Source organism: Aquimarina acroporae, from assembly GCF_023195925.1.
GTDB lineage: Bacteria > Bacteroidota > Bacteroidia > Flavobacteriales > Flavobacteriaceae > Aquimarina > Aquimarina acroporae.
Map to the genome: position 1 here is coordinate 791,324 of NZ_JALPRE010000003.1, position 14,321 is coordinate 805,644.

Sequence of the window (14,321 nt, forward strand, 5' to 3'; positions counted from 1 at the left end):
CTTACCTTATTGCAGAAAGATATTAAATTAAAAACAAAATAGCGGTTTAAGTTTGCGCCTAAACTACTATTGCTTTTATACCTTATGAGAGGAAATTCTTTACTTTTTCATTTCTGCCTGTAATTCCATCATCTTTTTGTCTGTCATTGTTGCGGTTTTTGACATTCCGTTTATGATCTCAAATGTCAAAGCCAAAGAAATAGATGCATCTAATGCTGTTTTAGTTTCTATGAGAATATGGCATAAAGCGTTTATTACAATTCGTAATGTTTTTTCATCACTTTCAAGATTTATGTTTTGATCAACATATTTTCTTGTTTCATAGCCTGCTTGTAAAGGTAAAATAAAAGGTTTGTTTTCGTCGGGAACGCTCAAAGTAAGATATCCCCATTCTGATGCTCCTACATTTTTTGCATACGTTTCAAAAATTGTTTGTAGTGAAGGGAAAGGAACCTTATCAAAGTGGGAATTTAGTTTTCTTTTTATTCTTGCAAAAACAGATTCTGGAGGAAGGTCATTCCAATGGTCAACAGCTACAGGACCAACAAGAAGTTCATTCATTTTCTCAGAAAACACTGCCGAACCTGGTTCAAAATCATGTTCATAAATTGAAAACTCATTTGCAGTTGTAATACACCTTTCGGCTACAATTGTCGCCATAACACAAATGGCATCTTCAACTCGAACACCTTTTTCAGTTTGTACTGCATTATAAACAAAGTTTACAATTCTTCTGGTTAGCTTTTCGACAGAAGGTTTAGAGTTTAGAAAGTCAAAAATTCCCATAATTTTATTTAGTATTGTTAGTGTCTCTGGAATGATGCGTTTACTTGCTTTAGGCGGCTTACGCAATATACAAATTGTAGTATGCAGTTTTTAATTGCTATGTAATAGTTTTTGTAAAATGGGCACATCAGCAGGGGCTAGTTTTTTATTTTTTATCTGATGTACATCTAACCACTCGTATAGATCATGATCGGTCAATTTGAATTCAGCTTCAATAAATTCACATTTGTATGCTATAAGTTCAATGGTTATTTTTTCGTACTTATGAGTCACTTTTGCAAAGTAATTTAAGACTTTTACAGACATTGAAATCTCTTCATATAGCTCCCTTATTAGAGCTTGCTCAGGTTTTTCATTGATTTCTATTTTACCTCCTGGAAATTCCCAATATCCTGCTAATTGTTTTTCTGAATTTCTCCTACACAGGAATATTTTATTGTCTTTGTATATGATTCCGCAAACTACTTTAATCATAAGTTAACTAATTTTTCACGATGCCTTTTTAAGTATTTTTTATTTCCTTCGGTTAGGTTGTTGATTTTCTCTTTTCCTGTTATGCCAAGTTTAGAAAAATTATTTCTATTCATTGAACCGGACAATAGAATTTGGCCATCATCGTCAAAAGATATAAGACATCTATCAAAAAGAGCGTCATATGTTGGCGATAATAGCAAGCCATTGTCAACATCTATTCTTTCTTGGTCGCTAGATTCTCTCCAAGGGACAATGTGAGACGCAATAAGTATTTCCTTAATGGTTACTCCGTTAACCGCACATTTATAGTCCCACCTTTTTAATATTTGTTGCCTAAATTCACCTTGACAAGTTCTTGATATAACTAAACTTTCTCTTGTTGTTTGTTTAGGAGTATTATATTTAGAAGCCTCTTCATTAACCGTCTGTATGGGTTTAGTGTAATCATCTAGACGTACTCTTGCTAAATCAAATATAACTTTTACAATATCCCAATTTAATTTATAGAGATAGCCTTGATTGGCTTTAATCTTAGAAGGATTTCCAGTTTTATTAAGTGGTGCGTATTTTGAAGGTAAATATTGCTCAATTTTGCTATAAACTTTATTAATGTCCAAAGGTGTACTAAACAGGAAATATTTAGCATCGATCATATAGCCTTTGGTCTGCCATTCAACATCTACATTAAACTCTTTAGGTTGCGATGCTAAAAAGTATTCAGATGCAATAATGCAATAGCCTATTAAATAACCTTTGTAATAGTTTAAAACAATATCATTGGGATTAAGCTTAGTCATATTGTCCCAATGAAATACTGAATTCCCAGAACTATTATGAGTCGGAGCCCACAAATAACCTCCTTCTTTTTCTTCTTTATAGGTTTTTCCTTGATTTACCCAATAATACATTTATTTGGTTTTGGTAGTTGCTTATAACGTTCTCATGAATGGGTAGAAACAGAATTCTATTCAAAAATCTTTCGACTTTGTATTGCCTTTGTTTTATGTTTATAGTTTCGTTTTATCGCTTAAACGTACCTATGTTTTTTATACAATGTTGTGCAAATTGTTTTCTCGTAGATAGGCAAATGACTGTGGCGGATTTAATCCAAAATTTTGTTTTATGCAAAGTTCAGTTTTATATTTTTTCGGATTTTTAACTTCTATTGCATAACCACTTTCTTTTCCATTAAAGTACTGCATATAATAGTCTTGTGAAATTCCTGAGAATTTTGATGTTTGATTCCACAATAGGTTTAATTCCTCATGAAAGATTCTATCAATCTCAAATTCCCCTATTACTTTGCTGATAGGAGCAGATGCATAAACAACAATTTTTTTAACCTCCTTATTTTTAAACAATGTTCGGCGAAATTCAAATTTCTTAGTGCCGTTAAATATCTTGTTCGCGAATTCCGGTTTAATGGATAATATAACTTTCATTGGCTCTTGCTTCTTTTAGTATTTGTTCAAATTTAGCATTACTTATTGGTTCAAAACCACGTGGTGCGTTTTGTATAATATTTAAATCCCTCAATCTCTTTAAGTTAACTTTTGGCATTGGGAATGAGTCAATGTATAAAAAATTAACAATAAATGGTCTATTATTTTTGTTCCAATTCCAATATTTTTTTAGTTCTGTATTATCAAACACACTCCGTTTTCGGCAAAGTTCTATGAAATGATTTTCATCACGAATATTAGTCACTATATTTTCAACAACTCCGATTGTTGATATTACACCAGCATAATGTCCTCCTGTTCTATAAAAAAGTATTAAATCTCCGCTATTCAAATTTCTGTTGAAAGAACGTGAAATATAAACTTTTTTAATAGCATTTCTATAAGGCTCATTTTCACTAAAATTTTCTGGTGATTCGTTATTTAGATATGAATCAGGAAATAGCTCGGTATGATATTGTGGATAGATTGGTACAATCCATTTAGTCGTGTTTCTTGACACTACAGGAAAAGATAATTTTGGTAGTTGAATGTTAGGCCTGGGTTTGCATTCTCTAACAAAGACTTGTTCAACACCATTGGACGTTGTTTTTATTCCCCAATGTTTAAACCCCCAATCTTCAAGTAAATATATAAGTCTTAATTGTTCATCTCTTTTGTCGAAGATTGTTACATAAATTTCCTCAACATCATATAGTAAAGCATTGTCGAATATTACCTTAAGAAATCTTTCCCCTAATTTATATCCTGTAGAAGTTACTTTAAATGTGCCAATTTTAAGTCTCTTCTTTTGAGGAAACGGAGGTTCGATGTCTTTATAAATTTCATCGCTATTCTCTTGTTTTAAGTATAGAAATGCTTTTACATCTCCATCAGTAATACACACGTAAGAAACATTGTCAGCTTTCCTGTTGAACCAATCTCCAAATTCCTTATAATCTTGTTTAAAAGACTCAAAAAATTTATCATTTATGTTGATATTACCAAAATATTCTTTCTTTACCGCTAATACTTGATAGCTTTTTAATTCAGGATTTTCAGCAATACATTTCTCCAAAAAGGCATCAATTTTAAAAACCTTTTCTGCACAACCCAAATATTTGGCTTTTCTGTGTATTCCCCTGTCTTCTGTTATTAGATAATTAACACGATTATTGTAAACTTCTTTTACTATACTAGTATCAATAAAATCATTGCGTGAATTATCCGTTTGTCTTATTTTAGTTATTAGTTGGTCATCTGCCGATTCTGTTTTTAACGAATTGTAGTTAGCAATTTTAATTTTCATTGTTTTGACTACATTCTCATCTTGATGACCAGAAATTTCTTCAATTGAAAGAGGATGAACACATTTGTCATATTTTAATCTATCAAGCCAATTAAAAAGTAATCCAATATCTTCGTTTACAACTCGATTAGCTTCTCGATGAATAATTATGTTGGTATCAATTAGTATTCTCATAATTTTTTAAATATTCAATTATAGAACCAGCGTTTCCATCGATAACTGTATATAGAGGTATTTTTAATTTTTTTGAAATATAGTTAGCGTGTTCTGCTTCCATTTGTTGCATTTTTTCGAGAACGCTCAATTTATATATAGAATCATCTCTTTGTTTTAATCTTTCAAAGATTATTTTGGGTTCACAGGTCAATAATATTATGGATTCTGGTTGTATTCCAATAAATGTAGATTCATCAATTTTTTCAGGTTCTCCGTTTGAATTTAATAAAGTAAAATGTCCGTCGAGTAAGTACTTTTTATTTGACTTAATAATTCTATCTAGATTAGTCAATAATCTATCTTGTGTTGTAGTGAAATTTTGAACTTTTTTGTTTTTAGGATCACTTATTTCATTCCATTTTAATACTTGACTTGCTGACAAATGCTCAAAATTGAATTTTTGTGCCAATTCTTTACAAAACATCCCTTTGCCAACTGCATGGATTCCTCCGATAAATATTATTTTCCTATCATTCATAGAGTTGGTTTAGTATGTCGCACAATAGTCCCTGCTCTGATTAGTAGCGGATTCTTACTCACAGAACTTTGGATTTTGCACTGACCTTTGTTATATGTTTATATTTTCATTTAAACTGCTATTACTTCTAAACATTTTTAGCTTGCGTTATTCTTCAAAAAATGTTCTTATTTCATTAATCCAATTCATTTCAATGTATTCTATTTCAGAGCTTATTTCAGTTATAAACTCTTTAGCAAAATCATATTTTATATTATCTGAATCGAAGAAATTTAAAAGATTTTCATATTCACTAGGTCTTAAATCAAGAGCAAAATAAGAAGGTATTTCACTTTTTTCTATATCGACGTTTACAAACGAAAGTAAACCAGGATATTGAGACTTATATTTTTTTAATACCTTATAAAATGCCTTGCCATTCAATGAGTCTTCTATTTCCGTTGGTGGTGATTTTGGATTAGAATTAATGTTAATTAATTTAGTTTCATTGTCAACATTAACCAATCTTTTAATAAAAATATTTGAAGTATTTTGAGTTTCAAACTGAACTAACTCAGAATCAGTATCAAGAATAAATGCAATCTTTCCATTTACTTCACGTTTGAATTCATCAATTGCCACAACCAAATATTCATAAATTCGCTTTATTTCATTCGCACCACCTACTGGTATTATTCTCAATTTATTTTCACTTCTCAAATTTTTGAAATAGTAGTCAAAATATATTTTCTCTGAACTACCTTCACAAATTATCCAATTAAATGGATTTTCATCAAGAATAGAAGTAACTATAGATTGTACAAAATCATTCATACTTTTGAGACGGATGTCATAAGGAAGTTGTCCCCTTGAATCTCTAATTTGTTGTTTAACCATCTCTCTATAATTCGCCAAACTAATTAAGTCAAAGCGATGATTTTGTTCGATTTTGCTTATAGCAGTCACGCTACCTCTTTCAATAATTGGTAAAAACCCATACCAATGAGTAGAGAAAAGGAATTGGTGTGATTCATCCGAAATTTCACTCATTTTCATAAAATGGTCAAAACAAGCCGACATATGAAGCGAACTTTCAGGTTCATCAACTGCAATAATTAGATTGTCAGTATTTTCTCTATGATTCTTTATAAGACTATGTGTAACTTCAATAATCGCCTTTTGCTTTTCACCACTACTTAAGTCGGTAATTTCCAACCAGTGTTTGCCTTGTTTTTTATGAAGTTTTCTAATTGTAAAAAAGGCATCAATTATTAATTTGTAAATGTCATTTTTACGCAAATTTTGCTGTCTATCTGTTGGTGTTCTAAAAGAGTAAATATCAAGTTCTTCAGATAATGTAGTTAAAAATTGATTTAAACTTCTATTAATTTGTGCAATCTGACTCTGCGGAACTCTTTCTTCTAGGACTTCAAACAAACTTTCTCCCATTAACGCTTGAATTTCAGTTGTTTCAAGTTTAGTAAATGTTGCTGGATCAATATCTTTAGGAATGTAAATATATTGGTAAAGAGATTTAATTTCTTTTAGTATTGGTTTAAGACTTTCTATATTTTCAGGTGTTAAATTTTGATTACCAACTCCTATTTCAGGGAAAAGTGTAATTGCCACTTTATTACAGTTAAAAATACTTAATGCACAATTGCCTTTGTGGTCAATACCTAAAGGGAATAAATAATATTCTTCTTTTTTATAAGTTCTTTCTATTTCTGTTCTTTGGGATTGAAATGTTTTAAAATGAGGTCTGTTAATACTTGGAATGTCACTTTCTTGCAAGTCCCATACTGTATTACTCAATGATTCTAATATCGGTTTGTTGCTTTCCGAAATTTTATCTTTTTTAATTAGGAATAAAGGTGTAATTAATGGTGTTGTTACGGAAAATCCACTCCTTTTAGTTGTGATATTATAATTCCATTGCTTATCATTAAAAAAACAGTCGAGAGCTTCTAAAACGGAACTTTTTCCTATTCCATTATTACCAACGAATCCACAAAATTTATCTTTACTTGTTATCGGAATATAATTTATTCCTTGATATGTTTTTATGTATCGTAAAAGTAATCCTATTATCATTCTTTCTGTTGTTGATTTTAATGTAAATAGCTACAAAAGGTAACCATATATCTATATAACCAACAATATTACCAGAAAACGAAGAGAATATATTACGGGATACCGTAACACATTGTAAAAGTGATTTAGAAATGTGTGAAGCATATGTATAACTACTACCAAGCTATATAGTAGTGTTTGTAAAAGGTTATATATTGGTTCTAGACCATTGTATAATCTTTCTTATGGGTTGAGGTAGTGGTAAGAAAGGGTTTTAGATAGGTTAGTAGTATCCTTATAGTAGTTATAAAGGGTGTGAGATACCTTCGATGCAGTTGTACAACCTCTAACAAACAGTATAGAACCACTTGTAAAGGGCATTGTACCCATACGAAACACTTGTATAACCCCATAGAAGCACTACAGAACCGCTTGTAAACACTAGGGTAACTCATTAAGAACAGTTGTGAACCTCTTGGAGACACTTCGAGACCGGTTCGAAGGGGTTCTTAACCGCATAAAAGGGGTTCAAGACCACCCCCTTGGTGGTAAGTAAACCCATAAAAAAAGACTGACAAACCCAAAAAGTCTGGGTTTGTCAGTCTTAGATATTCAATGAATTTTATCCATTGTTTAAACTAACGTTACAAAGCAGAGCTTTGAAAATCTTTTTCACCAGTATAAGATTTGTTTTGTGTAAAAAATCTTGAAGCCTTGGAAAGATTTTAGCAAAACAAATTTGGTTTTCAGTGTAACTGAAAAATACCTTGAAAAAGCGCCTTTTCTTTTGTTTCGTTTTCTTTGGGCGAGTAAAGAAAATGAAAAGAAGGTTGAATCAAAACTATTTATCTTAAATGCTGAACTAAAAAGTCGTAATGAAAATCAACATTTATAGAATACAATACGTCAATTGTAGTTTGTCGAAGACATTTTGAAAATCAAAGTATTAAAAACTTCGACAGGCTTAGTTTGACATCATACAATTACTTTTTAGACTGTTTCAAAAAGAATAGCCTAAATGCCATATATTACTCTTCTTCGGCAGTAGTGCCATTCGATTTGGCAAATAGTACCTTCATATCTTCATATACCGGTTTTGCACCAGGTTCGTTTTCGCCCGCTAAAAAACGCATCATACGATAAAAACTTAAGGCATTGGTATAATTATCATGATCGAGTAAGGTTTTGGTATCTAGTAACTGTTGCGATAAATTGTTAAGCAATTGTACTCTGTTTTCTACTTGCTCTCTGGCAGCATGGTCTTTATCAAACTCTTCTTTGTCTAAAAATCTGGGAATCCACTGCGGGTGTTGCTCCATATAGTTTTTGGCTTTGTCTACAATTAATTTATTGTGGTTGCCAATACTACCATATTGTTGTCGTTGCGACGGAGTAAGGTTTACCGTTTTACCCTTAAAGATTTTTTGAATGCCAAGCATGTGTTGATCCAACTCTTTTAATTCTTCTTGACTAAACGAAACACTGATCAAATTTTCTAATGCCATATTTGTGTAATTTAATGTTAAACATATTTATGGCACAAGAATACGATATGACAGTTTCGTTTTTTGAAACTCGAAGGGTTTGCATTAAAAAAATGACTTATTTTCTTTTAGACATTTGTTCTGCCATTAATACAGGTTTAATTGGTAAGCATATCAGTGAATTGCCGAATGTTGTACTTTTAGAAGATAAAAACCAATTGAATTCTAAAATTTATTTGCTGGAAGAAGCGGGCTATTTTCTTAATCAACAATATCAATCTTTTTTTTTTAAACTAATGAAAATGACTTTATAGAGTCGCTAAGTATTTATTTGGAAGGAACTATAGATCGATTATTTTTTGATCTAATGATTAAAGAATATGGTAGTCCTTATTTTATTCAAGAGCTATTTGTGATGATTTAATTTTCTATTTCATTCAGATATTTTTCGAGCTTATCGTAGGCGTCAATAAAATCATAACCTTTATGCTCTAATATCCAGCGATACACATATTGCTGTTCTAAAAGTAATCGATAATTTTCATTTTCAATTTTCAATTCTTCCGGAGGATTATTAAGCTTAGATATTCTTTCAATAATTTTTTCAACTCGAGCTAATGATAATTGCAATTCAACTTCTGTTTTCATGATAATGGTATATAAATACAATACTTGTAAAAGTATATATTCAAATATATTGATCTTAGATAGTTTTCATATCATTGTCTATCAAAAAATAGTTGTTCTTTAATTCTTTTGAACCTACAAATTGTCAATAAATAATAGGACACTGTTTTTAATATTATTAACTTATCCATCTATGAACGCTTTACAACTTGAAGATTATTTATATCAATCTATTGACAACTTCCCATATGAATTAGAACAACGAGAATCTTACTCTTTTTATTCAAATTCATACAGTGTAGAAGGGGATTTTGTGTTTATGGATCGAATGCATCATCTTATCCTTATAGAAACTGACAAAAATAATGTGATACAAAAGTTTTCTTTTATTCTTAACGGTGTTTTTGACAGATCACTTTACGATAAATTAATATTAAAATATGGTGAACCCGATCAAATGACCAAAAAAGATCAAGAGACTTTTAACAACCCCGTTTCATCAAAAGGGATTACAGCTATATCGAGTTCATATACTTTAAAGAACTGTACGTTTGAAGAAAAACCATTGTATGTTATTTGGAATAAGAACAGTTTTACGGTGAAGTTCCTATGTAAACAGGATGAAGGTTTAACAAATAAGTCCATTCACATACAAATGGGAAATGTTGATTAATAAAATCATACCTTGGTAAGGAAACTTACCAAGGTTTTTAAATTAACATTAGGGTATGCAGGGGAGGATTGTACAATTAAAATGAAATTAATATTAGTATTTTATGGTATGATACAAAATATTCCTTTAGAGTTTATAGGAAAACATATCAATACTGTTCCTGAAGCTGAACATTATATAGAAGGGATTTATACTATTGATACCAACGATCAATATTTAAATCAACCATACAATATGCTTTTTCTATTTACAGATGAACGAGGTATTATAAATAGTGTAAGTTTTTATGTTGACATAATAATTGATAAGTCCTTTTATTTATCAATGGTTGAAAAACACGGAGAACCAGATAAGATGTATAAAAAAGGTAATAAGACCTTACTAGATAAAACACAAAATAACGATGAATTTTTTGAAGCAGAAGGGTATAGTTACGATTTGCAACAATGTAATTTTGAAGAATCTCCAGTTTTTATTATTTGGAATAAACCTAAATACAATATAGAGGTTATTATAGGAGATACGCAAGATTCATTTCATAAAACACGCATCATTTTTGGAAAAGGCTTTTTACAAGATTTGTAATTATTAGTACTCTATGAGTTCATCCAACTCTTTTAATTCTTCATGACTAAACGAAACACTGATCAAATTTTCTAATGCCATATTTGTGTAATTTAATGTTAAACACATTTATGGCACAAGAATACTATATGACAGTTTCGTTTTTTGAAATTCAATGGTTTTGCATTAAAAAATAACTTATTTTCTTTTAGACATTTGTTCTGCCATTAATAAGGCATTATATGCATTTACTACTTTGCCTGATTTGGATAGTTCTGAGAAGGGAATAGATTTCTTTGTCCCATCATCTTGTTTAAGTTCAAGAATATTGTTGTAATCTACTCCTGAGTTTAAAATTATATTTTTAATTTCTAACATTGATAAGTTCGCATAGTAAGATTTTATAAGTGCAGCAATGCCAGAAACTATGGGAGCAGAAAACGAAGTGCCTCCATTGGTTTCATACGTATCTTTTGGAGCAGTGGTATAAATATTATATCCCGGGGCAAAAATATCTACATTCATTTTTCCATAATTTGAAAAATAAGCTACCAAGTGCTTAGGGCTAAAAGTTGAAGCTCCAACACTTATGAAATTATTGGCAATTTCATTTTTTGTTCTTAAATCATAGTCGTTTGGGTAATAATCTATTTCATCAATATTTTTACTTTCATTGCCAGCTGAAGATATTAAGAGGACATCATTTTTTTCGGCATATTTAATTGCTTCATGTACCAATTTATGATTAAGTGAAAACTCTTTGCCAAAGCTCATGTTGATAACCTTAGCTCCATTATCTACAGCATATATAATACCGTTAGCAACATCTTTATCATATTCATCTCCTCTTGGAGTGGTTCTTATTACCATTATTTTAACAAGGTTGGTCACGCCATTAATACCAATATCATTTTTTCTATTGGCAGCAATGATTCCTACAACATTGGTTCCATGAGATTCTAGTTCAAGATCCCCTTCAGTATCATTGTTTCCATAGAGCTCATTTCCTAATATTTCGGGGTTATCTCCTATAATCTCCCTTCCATCATAATGAATATTTAAACTATATTTTTCTTTTATTTCTGTTACCTTCTTGAAGTACTCTTCCCAATCCTTATCCATATTATATCGCAAGGAAGATTTACGTTCTTTGATGTGTTTCTGGAGTAAAGTATCACCTTTAGGGTCGATTTGGGATAATTCTTCTATAGTATAATCGGTTCTGGAAAGATACTGATCTATAGCTTTTCTTGCATCAACCACATCTTTTAAGAATTGATAATCTTCTTTTAAAAGAGCAATGTTTTTATCCAATTCCTTCTGAGCCTTTAGGTATAGCGAATAAAGCATTTGATCTTTAGGATCAATAGTATTAGCATTAATGTGTTCGAACCTAGGTTTTAATTTTTTAAGAACCCTAATAAATTCGTAATTTTCATATACTATAGTTTGGGTAGCATTGCCCAAAAAATTCCACCCATGTATGTCATCTATATAGCCATTGTTATCGTCATCTAATCCATTTCCAGAAACTTCTTTGGAATTTTTCCAGATATTATCTCCTAGATCTTCATGATTGATATCAAACCCAGAATCTAACACAGCCACTATCACTGTATCACCCTTTTTGTCTTTTAGTAATTCTTTATAGGCTTTATTAAGACTTATACCCGGGATGGTATCATCTATGATATCTTTAAAATGCCAATCTTTTTTTTCTTGTTCGCTTAGTTTTTGTTGTTTTGGTATAAGATTCCCTAACTCAATTTTTTGAGCAGTTGCAAAAACTGAAAAGAAAAGGGCTACTACTAAAGTGAATTTCATCAAAGTTTATTGAATTTGGTAGTCAGGATGACCTAACTGCCAATATGCAAAGGATATCGGTTTGGCAAAAAAATCATAAAACTTCATTTGAGAAGCATTCATAGCAGAATGTCCCAGATCAAAATCAACTGAAAACAAAATGGGATTTTCGGAACCATTTTCAGCCTGTAGTCTGGCAACAAATTTAGCAGGATCCCAAATTACAACACGACCATCTTTCATTCCACCAGTTACAAGAGTAGCAGGGTATTTTTCTCCTTCTTTGATATGATGATAAGAGTCCATTTCCAACAAAGCTTCGAACTCATCTTTTATTTTGACTGTACCAAATTCTTTTACGCTATCCGGTCCATTTGGTTGAATTTCACATCTTACCATATTAAGCGCGGGAGAGGTTAATAATACTGCTTTATATAAATCAGGACGTTCTGTCATAGCTCTACCAGCCATAATACCACCAGCACTATCTCCCCAAATAGCAGATTTCTCAGGAACGGTATACCCTTCTCTAATCATGTATTCAGTACATGCAATCATATCTTTCCATGTATTCGCCTTGGTCGTTTTAAAGCCTGCTTTATGCCATTTCTCTCCTTTTTCTCCACCTCCTCTTACATGTGCTACGGCTATTATACCCCCTTCTAATGCCCAAGTTAACAAACCAGTAGAGTAAAAAGGCTTTACACCTCCTCCATAAGAACCGTACCCATAAAATAATGTATAATTGTTCTTATCTTTATTAGTTCCTTTGGGATATATTAAGGATAATGGAACTTTAACTCCATCATGAGATTCTATTTCAATTTCTTCGACTACCAAATTTTCTAACTCAGTATTTTCCACTTTTGGGTCTAGACCGACATCCGTGAAAGTATCTTCTTTGAAATTATAGTTGTATACCTCATTATCACTTATCCACCCCCCACTATATATTCGTAAATCACTATTTTTTCTTCCTTGCGTTCTAATAGTAATTTTCCCTGAAGTTTTTGGCAATTTAATTTCTTTCTCTGTACTACCTGCTATATGATATAATTTTGCATGAACCCCGTTTTTTATACGAGTAAAATAAATACCATCTTTAGTTATTACAAAATCGTCAATAACAATATCGCTTTCGGGAATTATAACCTCAGGGTTTTCAAAATCTGGATTTTCAAAGTTGGTTCGACATAACTTATAATTGGAAGCGTTTTTGGCCGATAAAAAGACAATATTACCTTCCTTATCCAATCTCATTTTTTTTACCTTATCGTTTTGGGTATACAACAAAGACCATTTAGTATTAGGCTTTAGAAGATTCTCAATAGGCGTATAATACATATCATAAAACAGGGATGAACCACCAATTTCCCCAAAAGCATAATCTTCATAATCATTATGTATAATTACTCTTGGAATGTCTTCTGGTTTTAAATTAAGTTCTGGGTTATTCTTTTTTGAAAAAACATCAATTGGTATTGCAGCACCATCATTTTCAATGTTGTAATAAAAAGATTGTGTATTTAAAAGATAGTCGGGGTGTGTTGTTTCGGTGATTGGAAGATGAATGCAGATAAAACCAGAATTATCAGGTAACCATCTAATTCCCCCCAATGAAGTGGAACAATTTTTAATTTCTTTCGATAACACTTTTTTAGTCTTAACATCAACAACGATAATCTGAGATACTTCTTCTCCTTCTTTAACCAAACTTAAAGCTACTTTTTCACCTTTCCAATCTGGTCTAAAAAAATTCATTTGATATGAAACCTCATTATTTCTAGAAAAATCATCAGGATTAAATAGCAAAATTTCTTTTTCATTAAATCCTTTTCTATAATAGAGACTATTTTTATCTTCTCCTCTTAATTTTTTACCATAAAAGTACTGTCCATCATTAGTTATGATTTCGCCCCATGTATTATATGTCTGTAAATCATCAAAATTTTTCAATTTCTCTATCAATTCTTTCCTTTTATCAATCTTAGTGATAAATGAAGACGCATAGTTTTCTTGCTCCTTAAGCCAATTTACAACTGTTGTGTCCTTCAAGTTTTCAAGATTTCTATATGGGTCTTTAATTTCCATCCCATGATAGTAATCTATAGCCTCATCGGCCGAAATTGAGGGAGGATTATTATGATTGCTGGAACAGGAAACAATAAGGAAAAACAAAATGATTCTTTTCATATATTGAATTGAAAAAGTGAATTTAAATTAGCATGTAGGGTTATTATTATTGCTATGACAACCTAGTTGTCCGTTTTCTGTTTTTTCTTCACCTCCTTTAATTTTGTGGTACTGATCTCTTGACAATTTAACGACTGTAATCCTTTTTAATTCTAATTTTTTCATGACGGTTAATTTTATATTACTGATATCAAAATTAGTATAAATTCATATTAATTAAATT

15 protein-coding genes are annotated in these 14,321 nt (G+C 30.9%); 3 read left to right on the plus strand and 12 right to left on the minus strand.

Annotated features, from left to right (window positions below; translation table 11 throughout):
- Window positions 1-99 precede the first annotated feature (99 nt).
- From M0D21_RS07835 to M0D21_RS07870, 8 genes are all read right to left on the minus strand, one after another.
- The gene (locus M0D21_RS07835; RefSeq protein WP_248328107.1) at window positions 100-786 is read right to left on the minus strand and encodes a nucleoside/nucleotide kinase family protein; all 687 of its coding nucleotides are present in this window, start codon (window positions 784-786) and stop codon (window positions 100-102) included.
- 90 nt (window positions 787-876) lie between these two features.
- Window positions 877-1,260: a (deoxy)nucleoside triphosphate pyrophosphohydrolase gene (locus M0D21_RS07840; RefSeq protein WP_248328109.1), complete on the minus strand. Its 384-nt coding sequence runs from the start codon at window positions 1,258-1,260 to the stop codon at window positions 877-879.
- Entirely contained in the window at window positions 1,257-2,168 is a 912-nt protein-coding gene (locus M0D21_RS07845) for an HNH endonuclease (RefSeq protein WP_248328111.1), read from the minus strand. Before M0D21_RS07845 ends, M0D21_RS07840 begins: the two co-directional genes overlap by 4 nt.
- Window positions 2,169-2,306: 138 nt before the next feature.
- Window positions 2,307-2,702 carry a hypothetical protein gene (locus M0D21_RS07850; RefSeq protein ID WP_248328113.1) on the minus strand — a complete coding sequence of 132 codons (396 nt, stop codon included), beginning with the start codon at window positions 2,700-2,702 and terminating at the stop codon, window positions 2,307-2,309.
- Window positions 2,680-4,182 carry a PIN domain-containing protein gene (locus tag M0D21_RS07855; RefSeq protein ID WP_248328115.1) on the minus strand — a complete coding sequence of 501 codons (1,503 nt, stop codon included), beginning with the start codon at window positions 4,180-4,182 and terminating at the stop codon, window positions 2,680-2,682. Before M0D21_RS07855 ends, M0D21_RS07850 begins: the two co-directional genes overlap by 23 nt.
- On the minus strand, window positions 4,166-4,702 hold the full coding sequence (locus M0D21_RS07860; RefSeq protein WP_248328117.1) for an ATP-binding protein: 537 nt from the start codon (window positions 4,700-4,702) through the stop codon (window positions 4,166-4,168). The genes M0D21_RS07855 and M0D21_RS07860 overlap by 17 nt, the downstream gene beginning before the upstream one ends.
- A 147-nt stretch (window positions 4,703-4,849) precedes the next feature.
- On the minus strand, window positions 4,850-6,775 hold the full coding sequence (locus M0D21_RS07865; protein WP_248328119.1) for an AAA family ATPase: 1,926 nt from the start codon (window positions 6,773-6,775) through the stop codon (window positions 4,850-4,852).
- A gap of 1,007 nt (window positions 6,776-7,782) precedes the next feature.
- Window positions 7,783-8,259, minus strand: coding sequence for a hypothetical protein (locus M0D21_RS07870; protein ID WP_248328121.1), 477 nt, complete (start codon window positions 8,257-8,259; stop codon window positions 7,783-7,785).
- A 29-nt stretch (window positions 8,260-8,288) separates the two neighbouring features.
- On the opposite strand from M0D21_RS07870, the gene M0D21_RS07875 reads away from it, so the two are divergent.
- On the plus strand, window positions 8,289-8,552 hold the full coding sequence (locus M0D21_RS07875; protein ID WP_248328123.1) for a hypothetical protein: 264 nt from the start codon (window positions 8,289-8,291) through the stop codon (window positions 8,550-8,552).
- Between the two features lie 106 nt (window positions 8,553-8,658).
- Here the strand turns inward: M0D21_RS07875 and M0D21_RS07880 are convergent, their stop codons facing one another.
- Window positions 8,659-8,886 carry a hypothetical protein gene (locus M0D21_RS07880; RefSeq protein WP_248328125.1) on the minus strand — a complete coding sequence of 76 codons (228 nt, stop codon included), beginning with the start codon at window positions 8,884-8,886 and terminating at the stop codon, window positions 8,659-8,661.
- Between the two features lie 172 nt (window positions 8,887-9,058).
- Between M0D21_RS07880 and M0D21_RS07885 the strand changes: the two genes are divergently transcribed.
- Entirely contained in the window at window positions 9,059-9,538 is a 480-nt protein-coding gene (locus M0D21_RS07885) for a hypothetical protein (RefSeq protein ID WP_248328127.1), read from the plus strand.
- Window positions 9,539-9,619: 81 nt separating this feature from the next.
- Window positions 9,620-10,123 carry a hypothetical protein gene (locus M0D21_RS07890; protein ID WP_248328129.1) on the plus strand — a complete coding sequence of 168 codons (504 nt, stop codon included), beginning with the start codon at window positions 9,620-9,622 and terminating at the stop codon, window positions 10,121-10,123.
- 177 nt (window positions 10,124-10,300) lie between these two features.
- Here the strand turns inward: M0D21_RS07890 and M0D21_RS07895 are convergent, their stop codons facing one another.
- Genes M0D21_RS07895 through M0D21_RS07905 form a run of 3 tightly spaced genes read right to left on the minus strand, consistent with a single transcriptional unit; the run spans window position 10,301 to window position 14,263 of the window.
- Window positions 10,301-11,926, minus strand: coding sequence for a S8 family serine peptidase (locus M0D21_RS07895; protein ID WP_248328131.1), 1,626 nt, complete (start codon window positions 11,924-11,926; stop codon window positions 10,301-10,303).
- A 6-nt stretch (window positions 11,927-11,932) separates the two neighbouring features.
- Entirely contained in the window at window positions 11,933-14,098 is a 2,166-nt protein-coding gene (locus tag M0D21_RS07900) for a prolyl oligopeptidase family serine peptidase (RefSeq protein WP_248328133.1), read from the minus strand.
- Between the two features lie 27 nt (window positions 14,099-14,125).
- Entirely contained in the window at window positions 14,126-14,263 is a 138-nt protein-coding gene (locus tag M0D21_RS07905; RefSeq protein WP_248328135.1) for a hypothetical protein, read from the minus strand.
- Window positions 14,264-14,321: the final 58 nt, after the last annotated feature.